This is a genomic window from Pseudobutyrivibrio sp. AR14 (assembly GCF_900101325.1).
Classification (GTDB): domain Bacteria; phylum Bacillota; class Clostridia; order Lachnospirales; family Lachnospiraceae; genus Pseudobutyrivibrio.
This window is the reverse complement of record NZ_FMUY01000006.1, coordinates 169,652-183,475: the sequence shown is the minus strand read 5'-3', so window position 1 is coordinate 183,475 and position 13,824 is coordinate 169,652. Positions and strand designations below refer to the sequence as shown.

Annotated in this window: 12 protein-coding genes; 1 reads left to right on the top strand and 11 read right to left on the bottom strand. The window is 35.9% G+C overall.

Features of this window, described 5'->3' with window-relative positions; genetic code table 11:
* The 11 genes from BLP50_RS07525 to dnaA form a co-directional block, all read right to left on the bottom strand.
* Positions 1-1,002, bottom strand: coding sequence for an ABC transporter ATP-binding protein (locus BLP50_RS07525; protein WP_090153297.1), 1,002 nt, complete (start codon positions 1,000-1,002; stop codon positions 1-3).
* Between the two features lie 13 nt (positions 1,003-1,015).
* Positions 1,016-2,083: an ABC transporter permease gene (locus BLP50_RS07520; RefSeq protein ID WP_176753724.1), complete on the bottom strand. Its 1,068-nt coding sequence runs from the start codon at positions 2,081-2,083 to the stop codon at positions 1,016-1,018.
* Between the two features lie 28 nt (positions 2,084-2,111).
* On the bottom strand, positions 2,112-3,023 hold the full coding sequence (locus BLP50_RS07515; protein WP_090153295.1) for an ABC transporter permease: 912 nt from the start codon (positions 3,021-3,023) through the stop codon (positions 2,112-2,114).
* Positions 3,024-3,087: 64 nt separating this feature from the next.
* Positions 3,088-3,639, bottom strand: coding sequence for a Fe-S-containing hydro-lyase (locus BLP50_RS07510; RefSeq protein ID WP_090153293.1), 552 nt, complete (start codon positions 3,637-3,639; stop codon positions 3,088-3,090).
* Positions 3,639-4,481: a fumarate hydratase gene (locus BLP50_RS07505; protein ID WP_090153291.1), complete on the bottom strand. Its 843-nt coding sequence runs from the start codon at positions 4,479-4,481 to the stop codon at positions 3,639-3,641. The genes BLP50_RS07510 and BLP50_RS07505 overlap by 1 nt, the downstream gene beginning before the upstream one ends.
* A gap of 124 nt (positions 4,482-4,605) precedes the next feature.
* Entirely contained in the window at positions 4,606-7,140 is a 2,535-nt protein-coding gene (gyrA, locus tag BLP50_RS07500; RefSeq protein WP_090153289.1) for a DNA gyrase subunit A, read from the bottom strand.
* 53 nt (positions 7,141-7,193) lie between these two features.
* Positions 7,194-9,122: a DNA topoisomerase (ATP-hydrolyzing) subunit B gene (gene gyrB, locus BLP50_RS07495; protein ID WP_090153287.1), complete on the bottom strand. Its 1,929-nt coding sequence runs from the start codon at positions 9,120-9,122 to the stop codon at positions 7,194-7,196.
* Positions 9,115-10,215, bottom strand: a complete 1,101-nt coding sequence (gene recF, locus BLP50_RS07490) for a DNA replication/repair protein RecF (RefSeq protein WP_090153285.1) — start codon at positions 10,213-10,215, stop codon at positions 9,115-9,117. Before recF ends, gyrB begins: the two co-directional genes overlap by 8 nt.
* Positions 10,205-10,420, bottom strand: coding sequence for a S4 domain-containing protein YaaA (yaaA, locus tag BLP50_RS07485; protein ID WP_090153283.1), 216 nt, complete (start codon positions 10,418-10,420; stop codon positions 10,205-10,207). Before yaaA ends, recF begins: the two co-directional genes overlap by 11 nt.
* Positions 10,420-11,535: a DNA polymerase III subunit beta gene (gene dnaN / locus BLP50_RS07480; RefSeq protein WP_090153280.1), complete on the bottom strand. Its 1,116-nt coding sequence runs from the start codon at positions 11,533-11,535 to the stop codon at positions 10,420-10,422. The genes yaaA and dnaN overlap by 1 nt, the downstream gene beginning before the upstream one ends.
* A gap of 270 nt (positions 11,536-11,805) precedes the next feature.
* Positions 11,806-13,191, bottom strand: coding sequence for a chromosomal replication initiator protein DnaA (dnaA, locus tag BLP50_RS07475; RefSeq protein WP_090153278.1), 1,386 nt, complete (start codon positions 13,189-13,191; stop codon positions 11,806-11,808).
* A gap of 470 nt (positions 13,192-13,661) precedes the next feature.
* Here dnaA and rpmH point away from each other — a divergent pair, with 470 nt between their 5' ends.
* On the top strand, positions 13,662-13,796 hold the full coding sequence (gene rpmH, locus BLP50_RS07470) for a 50S ribosomal protein L34 (protein WP_015550658.1): 135 nt from the start codon (positions 13,662-13,664) through the stop codon (positions 13,794-13,796).
* The last annotated feature ends 28 nt before the right edge of the window (positions 13,797-13,824 follow it).

Genomic DNA, 13,824 nt, shown 5'->3' with positions numbered 1-13,824 from the left:
CTATGCCTCCTTACTATTTTCAAACGCTTCTTTTACATTCATCCAGCAGCTTGCAAGATGAGTGTCGCCAACACGGATTTCCTCTGGTGCCTCTGTAAGACAAATCTTCATAGCCTCATCGCAGCGAGGGCAGAAAGCACAACCTGCTGGCATGTTAAGAAGATTGATAGGTGTACCACCAATTGGCACAAGCTTTTTATTCATATTTTCTTTACGTGGAATTGAACGAAGCAATCCCTTTGTATATTCATGAGCTGGGGCATAGAAGATATCATCTGCTGTACCTCTCTCACAAACTCGGCCACCATACATAACCATAATCTCATCACACATAGATGCGATAACACCAAGATCATGGGTAACCATAATAATTGCCATTCCAAGCTCCTTCTGAAGCTTCTGCATAAGCTCAAGAATCTGTGCCTGAATTGTAACGTCAAGAGCTGTTGTTGGCTCATCGGCAATAAGAATATCTGGCTCACAAGCAAGGGCCATGGCAATCATGTCACGCTGTCTCATACCGCCTGAATGCTCATGTGGATACTGATAAATTCTCTTTTCTGGGTCATTAACGCCAACTAACTTTAAAAGCTCAATAGCTCTTTCTCTTGCCTGGGCTCTACTTTTATTTGTGTGAAGCATAATTGCTTCTTCAAGCTGATAACCAACTGTGAATACTGGGTTTAAGCTTGTCATAGGATCCTGGAAGATGATAGAGCATTTGCTTCCTCTAAACTTTTGCATCTCTTTTTCAGAGTATTTTGTAATATCCTCACCCTTGTAAAGAACTTCACCTGAAGTGATACGTCCTGTCTGAGCAAGAATCTGCATAATCGAATAAGCTGTAACTGATTTACCTGAACCTGACTCACCTACGATTCCAAGAGTCTTACCTGGCTCAAGCTTAAAATTAATACCGTTTACTGCTTTGACCTCACCTGAATCTGTAAAAAAGCTTGTATGGAGGTCATTAACTTCTAAAACATATTTTGAATCTGCCATAATTTCCTCCTAATTAATCAAGCTTTGTATCGAATGCATCTCTAAGACCATCACCTAAAAGGTTGAGTGCAAGTACGATTAAGCAAATAATAACTGCTGGAATTACAAGTCTTGCTGGATAAGACTGCATACCGGCTCTTGCATCATTGGCAAGTGAACCAAGTGATGAAAGTGGAATAGAAACACCTAATCCTAAGAATGACAAGTAGCTCTCTGTGAAGATAGCACTTGGAATCTGAAGGGCAGTAGTAATAATAATTACTGATAAGCAGTTTGGTAAAATATGTTTTGTTAAAATCTTGCGATTTGGTGTGCCAATACATTTAGCTGCAAGAACATACTCATTATTTTTAATAGTAAGAATCTGACCTCTGATAAGACGAGCCATGCTTACCCAATAAAGAAGACCAAATACAATAAACATAGAAATCATATTTGTTCCAAGTCTTGAAAATACTGTTCCTGCAAGTTTGCCTGCCAATACTTCCTTAAGTACAACCGACAAAAGAATAATAATTAGCATGTCTGGCAATGAATAAATAATATCTACGATTCTCATCATTACAAGGTCGATTTTGCCTCCAAAATAACCTGCAACTGAACCATAAATGATACCAATGAGCACTACCATAAGTGCTGCAACAACACCTACTGCAAGTGATACTCTTGTACCATAAATAACACGAATAAAGTAATCTCTACCGAGACCATCTGTACCAAAAATATGAGGGAATAAATCCTCACCTGTCTCTTCCATATATGCAAGTTCCTTGTCGGAATAGCACATGAAATCAAGGTTTGTCATAGTCTTATCACGCTGTCCATTGACTGTTATGACCTCGTCATAGCTATATGGAACAAAGTGTGGCGCGATAAGAATTGCTAAAATGATAGCAACCAATACAACAATACTTCCCATTGCAAGTGGGTTCTTGCGAAGACGTCTCATACCATCCTTAAAGAAAGTAGTAGACTCACCCATAACGTCCTGCTGACGCTTTTCATCATCTGTAGCTTTCTCAAAATTGCTAGCGTTGAATTTTGATACATCAACTTGAGCAGAGAGGAAGCTTCTTTTCATTTCTTTATTATCCAAAATATTCTTCCTCCTAATCCAGTTTAATTCTAGGGTCAACAAGCTTGTATACAATATCTGTAAGTAGATTTGCTACAACCATAAGCATAGCAAGGAAAATTGTAACTGCCATGATTGTTGGGTAATCTCTGTTAGTAATAGATGTTACAAATGTTGAGCCAAGTCCACCAATTGTAAAGATACTCTCTACAACCATAGAACCAGTAAGGATATATGCTACCATTGGTCCTACATAGGTGATAACTGGAATAAGAGCATTTCTAAGGGCATGTACAAAGATAACTTTTGTTCTAGAAACACCCTTAGCTCTAGCTGTTCTGATGTAATCCTGATTTAATGCATCAAGCATACTAGTCTTTGTAAGACGTGTAATATATGCCATTGGATATACTGCAAGGGCAATTACAGGTAGTAAGTAATTTACACTGTTTGCTGAGAAAACATCAAACCAACCTAGCCATGTACAAAATACTAATAATAAAAGTGTAGCAAGAACAAAGGAAGGCATAGCCGTTCCTAAAGTTGTAAAGAAAATTATAAGTCTGTCTGGTAATTTATTTCTGTTAAGTGCTGCAATAGCACCAAGAATAATACCAAAAATAATAGCAATTGCTGCAGCTCTAAGACCTAAACCAGCTGAAACTGAGAATTTCTCAATCATATCATTCCAGATAGGACGACCTGATTTTGTTGAAATACCCCAATCTCCGTGAAGAAGGTTCTTCATATAGAGTCTGTATTGTTCTCCAAGTGGTTTATCCAAGTTATATCTAGCCTCTAACTGCTGGATAACCGCTGGATCTGTGGCCTTTTCCTTGTTAAAAGGGCCACCTGGAATAGCGTTCATAGCAAAAAATGTGATTAATGTAATTATCCATAGAGACACTATTGCCAGTAAAATTCGTTTTGAAATATACTTCGCCAAATCATTTATACTCCTTTTCTAATTTCTTTCTTTTATATTAAAAATCCCTTATTGATTAAAGAATTTATAATCTAGCGAATTCTTTGATTGCTGTCTCGTATAAGTTGTCCCCCTCAGAATCAACTACAACGATAACAGGAAAATCTTCCACATATAGCTTGCGGATTGCTTCTGCTCCAAGGTCATCATAACAGATAACCTCAGATGATTTAATACATTTTGATAGGAGGGCACCGGCTCCTCCAACTGCTGCAAAATACACAGCCTTATTTCTAACAACAGCATCAATTACTTCTTTTGTTCTTTTGCCCTTACCAATCATGGCCTTAAGTCCAAGATCTAAAAGACGTGGTGCGTATTTGTCCATACGACTTGCTGTTGTAGGTCCAGCCGAACCTATTGGTCTACCTTCTCTTACTGGAGAAGGTCCCATGTAATAAATTGTTTCATTTTCTATTGGTATTGGTAGTTCTTCTCCCTTGTTAAGTGCCTCGTCCATTCGTTTATGGGCGGCATCTCTAGCAACATATATGTAACCTGTGATGTAACAATAGTCGCCTGCTGAAAGTTTTGATGTAATTTCTGATGTGATTGGTGTTGTTATTCTGTGTTCCATTACATTACCCTCGTTGTATGTCTATTAACGTGACAGCAAATATTAATTGCAACTGGAAGACCAGCTATATGAGTAGCATAGGTATTAATATTAACTGCTAGGGCAGTAGTAGTACCTCCAAGTCCACCTGGTCCAATGCCTAATTTATTAATCTTTTCAAGCATCTCATCCTCTAAATCCTTAACCCAAGGAATAGTTGGACGGTCTGAAAATTCTCTTGTAAGAGCCTTCTTAGCCATAAGTGCTGACTTTTCAAATGTACCTCCAATGCCAACACCAACAACCATTGGTGGACAAGCATTTGGTCCAGCATCCTTGACTGCTGTAAGGATTGCATCCTTCACACCCTCTATTCCGTCTGCCGGCTTTAGCATAAAGACACGGCTCATATTCTCAGAGCCAAATCCCTTTGGAGCTATTGTTATCTTAAGCTCATCTCCAGGCACAATATCGTAATGTATTACAGCTGGAGTATTGTCCTTTGTGTTAACTCTCTCTATTGGGTCACCTACAACTGACTTTCTAAGATAGCCATCTGTGTAACCTCTTCTTACGCCATCATTAATAGCATCTGTAAGAGAGCCACCCTCAATGTGGACATCCTGTCCAACTTCAACAAAGAAAACTGCCATACCTGTATCCTGGCAAATTGGAATCATTTCCTTGTCAGCAATATCTAAGTTTTCTTGAAGCTGGTTTAAAATTTTCTTTCCTAGCTCAGATTTCTCACTATTAGTAGCATTCTTAAGTGCAGAATTCATATCTTCTGAGAGATAATAATTTGCCTCGATGCACATCTCTTTTACGTTATCACTAATTGTAGTAGTATTTATTATCTTCATCACAATATCCTGTTATTACTTTAAATTATCACTGCTTTACATGACTAAAGCAAAATTTTTCAAAATAAAAAGGCTGCTATTTAAAGTAAATAACAGCCCCATTGCTATTAAAAGTTACCTGAAACTATGATTCGGTTGTTGAACCTTCATTTAATTCTTCAACCTCTTCTGACAGAATTGTATCACTTTTTCTAACTTTTGCAATACTAATTAGTTTAGTATTTTCTTTTAAGTCGATTAATTTAACTCCAGATGTAATTCTGCTAAGAAGTGTTGTACCTGCAACTTCTATTCTAATAATTGTTCCAGCAGTATTGATAAGCATTACCTCATCATCCTTCTCCACTGCCTTTGCACCAATCAGATTTCCTGTCTTTTCTGTAATCTTGTAACACTTAACACCCTTACCACCACGGTGGATTGTGTTAAACTCAGTCATAAGAGTACATTTACCAAGACCGTTCTCTGATACTGTCATCAAACTCTCACCCTGTGAGATAAGCTGCATGCCGATAATCTCATCATCAGCTGAAAGATTCATACCGATTACACCCATTGTAGCACGACCAGTTGCACGAACCTCAGTCTCTGAGAATCGAATTGCCTGACCATACTTTGTAACCATGATTACATCTTCATCCCCATCAGTTAACTTAACTTCAATAAGAGTATCATCGTCACGAAGTGTTATTGCTGTAAGACCATTCTTTCTGATATTTTCATATTCAGTAATCTTTGTCTTTTTAACAAATCCATCGGCTGTAGCCATGAAGAGGTATTTATCCTCATGATAATCCTCAACTGGAATCATAGCTGTGATTTTCTCATCTGGCTGAAGCTGAAGAATATTAACAATTGCAATTCCTCGGCTTGTTCGGCTAGACTCTGGAATCTCATATGCCTTTATTCGATATACTCGACCCTTATTTGTAAAGAAGAGGAGATAATCGTGTGACGACATCATGAGCATCTCTGTAACATAATCGTCATCGATTGTGTCCATACCCTTGATTCCCTTGCCACCTCTATGTTGAGCCTTAAAGTTGTCTTCATTCATACGCTTGATATATCCAAGCTTTGTAAATGTAACAACTGTGTTAGTTACAGGAATCATATCCTCCATGCTGATATCAAATTCATCAAATCCGATGCTAGTACGTCTATCATCTCCGTACTTATCAGCGATCTCTGTAATCTCAGTTTTGATAACTGCAAGAAGAACTTTTTCATCTGCAAGGATTGCCTTTAACTTACCGATAAGAATCTGTAAGTCATTGTACTCCTGCTGAATCTTGTCACGCTCCAAACCTGTGAGAGCACGAAGTCTCATGTCTACAATAGCCTGAGCCTGTGCATCTGAAAGACCAAAGCGTTCCATCAATGTAGCTTTTGCTGTAGCAACATCTGCAGAACTTCTGATAATCTGAATTACTTCATCGATATTATCAAGAGCGATGAGTAAGCCCTCTAAAATATGAGCTCGCTCCTCAGCCTTGTTAAGCTCGTACTTTGTACGACGAGTAACAACATCCTTCTGATGATTGAGATAGTGTACAAGCATCTGCTTAAGATTAAGAATCTTTGGCTGATTATCAACAAGTGCAAGCATGATAACACCAAATGTATCCTGAAGCTGAGTGTGCTTGTAAAGCTGATTTAGAATGATGTTAGGATTAACATCACGTCTAAGCTCGATACAAATTCTCATACCTTCACGTGATGACTCATCTCTAAGATCTGTAATTCCATCGATTCGCTTATCCTTGTGAAGCTCGGCGATTTTTTCAATAAGTCGAGCCTTGTTTACCATGTAAGGAAGCTCTGTCACAACGATACGATTCTTACCGTTGTCCATTGGCTCAATTTCTGAAACGGCACGGACTCTAATTTTAGCACGACCTGTGCGGTATGCCTCTTCAATACCAGCCTTTCCAAGAATAACACCACCAGTTGGGAAATCTGGTCCCTTAACAATCTCAAGGATCTCATCGATTTCTGTATCTCTATCTTCCTCAATCTGATTGTCTATAATTTTATTAACAGCACCAATAACTTCTCTCAGATTATGAGGTGGAATATTGGTTGCCATACCTACTGCGATACCAGTTGTACCATTAACAAGTAGGTTTGGATAACGAGCTGGAAGAACTGTAGGCTCTTTTTCAGTCTCATCAAAGTTTGGCATGAAGTCAACGCCATCCATGTCAATATCTTTACCAGTGGTGAACTTGTCATCCTTGTAATTGATACCAAACATAGTCATGGAAATCTTTGAAAGGCGGGCCTCAGTGTATCGCATGGCAGCTGCGCCATCACCGTCCACAGAACCAAAGTTACCATGTCCATCTACTAGTGGATAACGAGTGTTCCATTCCTGAGCCATGTTGACAAGTGCTCCGTAAATTGAGCTGTCACCATGTGGGTGATATTTACCCATTGTATCACCGACAATACGAGCACATTTTCTGTGTGGCTTGTCAGGACCATTGTTAAGCTCAATCATTGAGAATAGAACTCTTCGCTGAACTGGCTTAAGACCATCTCTTACATCTGGTAGCGCACGAGAGGCAATTACACTCATGGCATAATCGATGTAGGATGTTTCCATTGTTTGTTTTAGGTCAACTTCATGAATATTATCAAAAATTTTGTCGTCCATAATAATCCTTTATCTTTGCTACTCGGGCGAAGCCCGAAATTTTTTTACAAATTTTAGATATCTAAGTTTTGTACGTACTTTGCATTAGCTTCGATGAATTCTCTACGTGGCTCTACCTTGTCACCCATGAGAGTAGAGAATGTAACATTGATTTCTGAAGCATCTTCATCATCAATAACTACACGCTTAAGAATTCTCTTTTCAGGATCCATTGTTGTCTCCCAAAGCTGCTCAGCATCCATCTCACCAAGTCCTTTGTATCGCTGAATCTTGTTAGAACTATCACGACCAACTTCAGTAAGAATCTGATTTAATTCCTCATCGGAATATGCATACCAAACTTTTTTGTTTTTCTCCAATTTGTAAAGTGGAGGAGTAGCTAGATATACATAGCCTTGCTTAATAAGCTCCGGCATAAATCTGTAAAGGAATGTAAGCATAAGTGTTGCAATGTGAGCACCATCAACATCGGCATCAGTCATGATAATAATCTTGTGATAACGAAGCTTTGAAATATCAAAGTCCTCATGAATTCCTGTACCGAAAGCTGTGATCATTGCCTTAATCTCGGCATTACCGTAGATTCTATCTTCGCGGGCTTTTTCTACATTAAGAATCTTGCCACGAAGTGGTAAAATTGCCTGAGTTGCACGGCTTCTTGCAGTCTTTGCAGAACCACCAGCGGAATCACCCTCTACGATAAAGATTTCGCAATTTTTAGGATCTTTATCTGAGCAGTCCGCAAGCTTTCCTGGAAGTGACATTCCTTCTAATGCTGTTTTTCTACGAGTGAGATCACGAGCTTTTCTGGCTGCTTCTCTTGCTCGCTGCGCAAGCAGCGATTTTTCGCAAATATTTTTAGCAATAGTAGGATTCTGCTCTAAAAACCATGTAAGCTGTTCTGATACGATTGCATCTACCGCTCCACGAGCCTCTGAGTTGCCAAGTTTTTGCTTGGTCTGACCTTCAAATTGAGGTTCTTCAATCTTGATAGAAATAATTGCTGTAAGACCCTCACGAATATCATCACCATCAAGCTGTGGATCAGAATCCTTTAGAATCTTGTAATCTCTAGCATATTTATTAAATACCTTTGTAAGAGCACCTCTAAAACCAGTAAGATGAGTGCCACCTTCTGGGGTAACAATATTATTTACATAACTGTAGGCCTGATCCTGATATCCATCATTATGTTGCATTGCAACTTCAACATAGATATTGTCCTTTGTTCCTTCACAGTAAATAACTTCATCATAAAGTGCTTCGTTACCTCTGTTGATATATTGAACGAATTCCTTGATACCGCCTTCGTAATGGAAGCTTTCTTCTCTAGGTTCTTCTCCTCTTGTATCTGTAAGAGTAATTCTAAGACCCTTTGTAAGGAAGGCTGTCTCACGAAGTCTTACTTTTAATGTTTTAAAATCAAAAACAGTGGTCTCAAATATTGTGTCATCTGGTAAGAATGTAACTTTTGTACCTGTTTCAGATGCATCGCAAGTTCCAATCTCTTTAAGAGGATACATTGTCTTGCCACGTTCATAGCGCTGTTTGAAGATTTTGCCTTCTCGCTTAATCTCTACTTCAACCCAGTTTGAAAGTGCATTAACAACTGATGCACCTACACCATGAAGACCACCTGATACCTTGTAACCGCCACCACCGAATTTACCACCGGCATGAAGTACTGTAAATACAACTTCAACCGCAGGAATTCCAGCTTTGCTGTTGATACCAGTAGGAATACCACGACCGTCATCAACTACTGTAATTGAATTGTCTGGATTAATAGTTACCTGAATATGAGTACAAAATCCTGCAAGTGCTTCATCAACTGCATTATCTACAATCTCATATACTAAATGATGAAGACCTCTTTCAGAGGTAGAACCAATATACATACCAGGACGCTTACGAACAGCTTCAAGTCCCTCTAAAATCTGTATTTGGTCTGCACCATATTCCTGATTAACTTCCTTACTCATTTAGTTCCTCCGTAATTAATTCTATAGAACCATCTGTTACCTTATAAACTGTGTTTAGCTTAAATCGATTTTTTACAAATTCATCAAGTCCAGTACAAGTAATGATAGTTTGTGTATCAAGTAAATTATCTAATAAATCACTTTGACGATTTTTATCAAGCTCAGATAAAACATCATCAAGGAGAAGTATTGGCTTGTCATTTATTGTATTTTCAACAAGTTTAATTTCTGAAAGTTTAAGTGAGAGAGCACAAGTACGTTGTTGACCCTGACTTCCAAATTTTCTAATATCTATTCCATCAACAGTTATCTTAATATCATCTCTATGAGGCCCTACTGAAGTCTGGCAAAATCTCATATCTTTTTCTTTATTTTTTACTAATTCATCAAGGAAAAAAATGTCCTCAATATTTGGATCATAACTTACATCTATATTTTCCTTACCTGATGTAATTTTAGAGTGGATATCTTTAACTATAATGTTGATATCATTAATAAATTGTTGACGTCTTGTTATTATCTTTTTGCCATATGTAATAAGCTGCTCATCCCATACTGGCAATGTCTCTTTTAAATCAGGTTTATAAATCATCTCTTTTAGTAGAGCATTTCTCTGATTTAAAGCTTTGTTATAATTTGTCAAATCAGAAAGATATATTTTATCTATTTGACAAAGTTCAGCATCCATGAATTTTCTTCTCTCAGCTGGACCATTTTTAATAATATTTAAATCTTCCGGTGAAAAGAAAATAATATTGATTAGACCAAATAAATCAGCGGCTTTTTTAATTGGAACTCTATTAATTGCAATACCTTTTGATTTATTTTTCTTAAGATGAATATCTATTTGATAGTCACGGTCATTTTTTGAAATGACCGTTTTAATATGACTCTCATTTTTATCAAATTTAATTATTTCTTTATCACGACTTCCTTTATGAGATTTGGTAGTACCACTCATATAGGCAGACTCTAAAATATTAGTCTTACCCTGGGCATTGTCGCCAAATAGAATAGTAGTATGTTCATCAAAATTAATATTTAACGAATCATAATTTCTAAAATTCTCTAGCTCAATGGATTTAATTATCATTAGTAACTGTTACGCTTTCTCCATTAAATTCAACAACATCACCAGGATAAACTTTTTTGCCTCGGCGAGTTTCAACTTCACCATTATGTTTTACAAGTCCTTCTTCAATGACTTCTTTGGCCATAGCTCCAGACTCAACTAAATTAGCTAGCTTTAGTAGCTGTCCAAGTTTTATAAATTCATCTCTAATTTGAATAGTTTCCATTAATTAGCTCCTGGATTATTAAAGTTAACAGGAAGGACAATGTAAATATATGTACCTTCATCATCTTTAATGAAACATGGACTCTTTGCATTAAGCATGTAAAGATTTATTTCTTCATCATCAATAGCCTTAAGTGCATCCATCACAAATTTTGGATTAAAGCCAATCATGATGTCCTTACCTTCTTTAACAATATCAATATCTTCATTCATTGATCCAATAAATGAAGTAACTGAAAGTGACATTACATTATCAGAAACGTTAACAATGATTGGTTTCTTATCACCTTCGTTAACGATAGTATTTGCTCTATCAATACAATCAAGTAAATCTTTTTTATTGATTTTAACTTTTGTCTCGTAATCAGCTGAAAGCATCTGCTCAATTTTAAAGAACTCACCCTGAATAATACGAGATACAACAGTAGTCTGATCAAATTCAAATACAATGTGATTATCAGTAACGAAAATATTTACAAAATCATCAACACCACCGTCAATGATTTTAATAATTTCATTAAGAGTATTTTTTGGAACAACAACATTAACATCATTTGTTGCATCCTTAAGATCAACATATCTAATAGAAACTCTATGACCATCAAGTGCAACTGCTTTTAGCTTGCCATCTTTTATTTCTAAAAGCTCACCTGTCATCATCTTATTGTTATCTTTATCAGGAACAGTAAAGATAGTTTTTCTAATAATCTCTCTTAAAGTATATTGAGAAATAATGATTGGTTGATTTCTAGTAACAACTGGAATGTATGAGAAATCTTCTCCTGACTTACCTACATTGAAGAACTTTGCTTTTTCACAAGTAATCTTTGTATTAAATGAAGCATCTGTTTCTATAGTAACTTCATTATCAGGAAGCTTTCTTACAATATCAGAGAAAATCTTTGCATCAAGTGCTACAATTCCTCTTTCTTCAATAGTTCCATTTATAATTGTTTCAATTCCAAGTTCCATATTATTAGCAGTAAGCTTAATTTCTCCAGAAGATGCATCTATAAGAATGCATTCAAGAATAGCCATTGTAGTTTTGGTAGGAACTGCTTTTGAAACAAAATTAACTCCTTTTAAAAGGTCTGCTTTTTGACATCTGATTTTCATTTGATTGCTCCCTTTCTTAACATAAAAAAATATAATTTATTTTCTAAGTACTATTCTTATAGGCTGTTGATATGTATATAAGTGTGAAACAGCAGTATTTACACGTAAAACGTGAAGGATAAGTGCTTAAAAATTTGTGAATTTATTATTGATAATCTATGGATAAAATGTGAACAAAATTTGTTTAAAATTTGTTTTTGTTTATTATCCGCATTTAATAAACAGGCTAATAACAGCTTATCCATATGTTTATCAACATGTTATTAACAATTAGTTTGGATTGATTTTTTTCTTGATAGTTTCAACAAGTGATTTTGTACTATCGTCTTTGTTGATTTCTTCTTCTATTTTATTAGCACCATGGATAATAGTAGAGTGATCTCTACCTCCAAGAAGTACTCCTATTGCCTGAAGTGAAGAATCTGTCATTGTATTACATAAGTACATAGCAATCTGTCTAGGTCTAACTACATTGCTTGATCTATTTTTAGATGCCATCTGATCAACTGTAATTCCAAAATGTTCTGATACTACTTCAATGATGAGCTGTGGAGTAATCTCTCTTGATATATTAGGTGAGATAAAATTCTGAAGCTCTCTTTCTGCAATATCCATTGTGATATCAATCTTTTCAAGTCTAGAAAAAGCAATAAGTTTATTTAAAGCTCCTTCGATTTCACGAATGTTTGATTGAATATTTTCAGCAATGTATTTTCTAATTGATTCATCAAGATTAAAATTCTTTTCTTCAATCTTTTTATTTAAGATTGCCATACGTGTTTCATAATCTGGATATCCAATATCAGCCATAAGACCCATATCGAATCTTGATTTGAAACGGTCATCTAATGTCTCCATATCTTTTGGTGGCTTATCAGATGAAATAACAATCTGTTTACCCATTGCATGAAGTGCATTAAATGTGTGGAAAAATTCTTCCTGCGTTGCTTCTTTTCCTATAATAAACTGAATATCATCAACCATGAGAACATCAACTGTACGATACTTATCTCTAAAACGCTGCATAGCTGTAGCGTTGTTATTAGTTCTCATGTTCTCAATAACTTCGTTAGTGAATTCTTCTGAAGTTACATATAAGATATGTGTACTAGGATTTTGATTTTCGATGTAGTTACCGATGGCCTGCATCAAGTGAGTCTTACCAAGTCCAGGTCCTCCATATATATAGAGGGGATTGTAAAATTCACCTGGTGATTCTGCTACTGCAAGAGCTGCAGTCTGAGCAAATCTGTTGTTGCGACCAACGACAAAATTATCGAATGTAAATTTAGGATTAATTGTAGAATTTCCTATTTTTTTATTATTAAATAGAGGTGTTTCTTCTATTTTAATATGCTGTGTATCATTATCTGCTTTAAGCTTGTTTGCTTCTTCTTGAGAAATGATTACAATTTCTTCAAATGAATTACCTGTGAGCTCAGCAATAGAGACTTTGATAGGAGTACCAAATTTTCTGGTTACATATCCTATAGTCATGCTGCTTTGATCACCGTTGAATATGATATATAATTTATTATCTTCTATTTGAAATAATTCAAGAGGCTTAAGCCAAGATTCATAAGATACTTCTGCTACAACATACTCTGTTTTTACATAAGCGAGAATCTCATCCCATTTTTTAACAATTTCTTCCATCTAATATCCCTTTTATCCACAGTTTAATTATTTCCATTCTAACCTATATAAGGCTTTTTAGCAATATTTTACCCTAAAAGGTGTAGGGGGTTGTTTAATGTGAAAAGTGGCTTATTTTTTAAATTTGAGCCTATGAAATTGATTTTTGAGTTATCCACTATGAAATAATTGAGTTATCCACAGGATTAGAGCTTAGTTTTAATATGTTTTTTGACTAAATTGTTGAAATTTTTGATTTAATTTGACTTTATCCACAATGTTATCCACAGGTTGTAGATAACAATTAATTTTTTTTAATGGTTTTAACACAACATTTTGTATTTATTTTTATTAATCCTATTAAGATATTGTGTTTTTTAGTTATCCACATGTATGTTTACTTTTAATTAATGCTTTTTTTATTGACTTTATAGGGTTTTCCTTATATAATTTCAACTGATGTTTTCTCATAAAGAGGAGGTGGATATATTATGAAGATGACATATCAACCAAAAAAGAGACAGAGATCCAAAGTACATGGATTTAGATCTAGAATGAGCACAGCAGGCGGACGTAAGGTTCTTGCAGCTAGACGTGCAAAAGGAAGAAAGAAATTATCAGCTTAGGCCACAGACCATGTGGTCTTTCTTTCTA

Bases quoted from the DNA above. Each gene is read 5' to 3' on its own strand.
- BLP50_RS07510 (WP_090153293.1), bottom strand. From the start codon at position 3,639: ATGGAACACAGAATAACAACACCAATCACATCAGAAATTACATCAAAA.
- rpmH (WP_015550658.1), top strand. From the start codon at position 13,662: ATGAAGATGACATATCAACCAAAAAAGAGACAGAGATCCAAAGTACAT.
- recF (WP_090153285.1), bottom strand. From the start codon at position 10,215: ATGATAATTAAATCCATTGAGCTAGAGAATTTTAGAAATTATGATTCG.
- gyrA (WP_090153289.1), bottom strand. From the start codon at position 7,140: ATGGACGACAAAATTTTTGATAATATTCATGAAGTTGACCTAAAACAA.
- BLP50_RS07520 (WP_176753724.1), bottom strand. From the start codon at position 2,083: ATGAAAAGAAGCTTCCTCTCTGCTCAAGTTGATGTATCAAAATTCAAC.
- gyrB (WP_090153287.1), bottom strand. From the start codon at position 9,122: ATGAGTAAGGAAGTTAATCAGGAATATGGTGCAGACCAAATACAGATT.
- BLP50_RS07525 (WP_090153297.1), bottom strand. From the start codon at position 1,002: ATGGCAGATTCAAAATATGTTTTAGAAGTTAATGACCTCCATACAAGC.
- dnaN (WP_090153280.1), bottom strand. From the start codon at position 11,535: ATGAAAATCAGATGTCAAAAAGCAGACCTTTTAAAAGGAGTTAATTTT.
- dnaA (WP_090153278.1), bottom strand. From the start codon at position 13,191: ATGGAAGAAATTGTTAAAAAATGGGATGAGATTCTCGCTTATGTAAAA.
- yaaA (WP_090153283.1), bottom strand. From the start codon at position 10,420: ATGGAAACTATTCAAATTAGAGATGAATTTATAAAACTTGGACAGCTA.
- BLP50_RS07505 (WP_090153291.1), bottom strand. From the start codon at position 4,481: ATGAAGATAATAAATACTACTACAATTAGTGATAACGTAAAAGAGATG.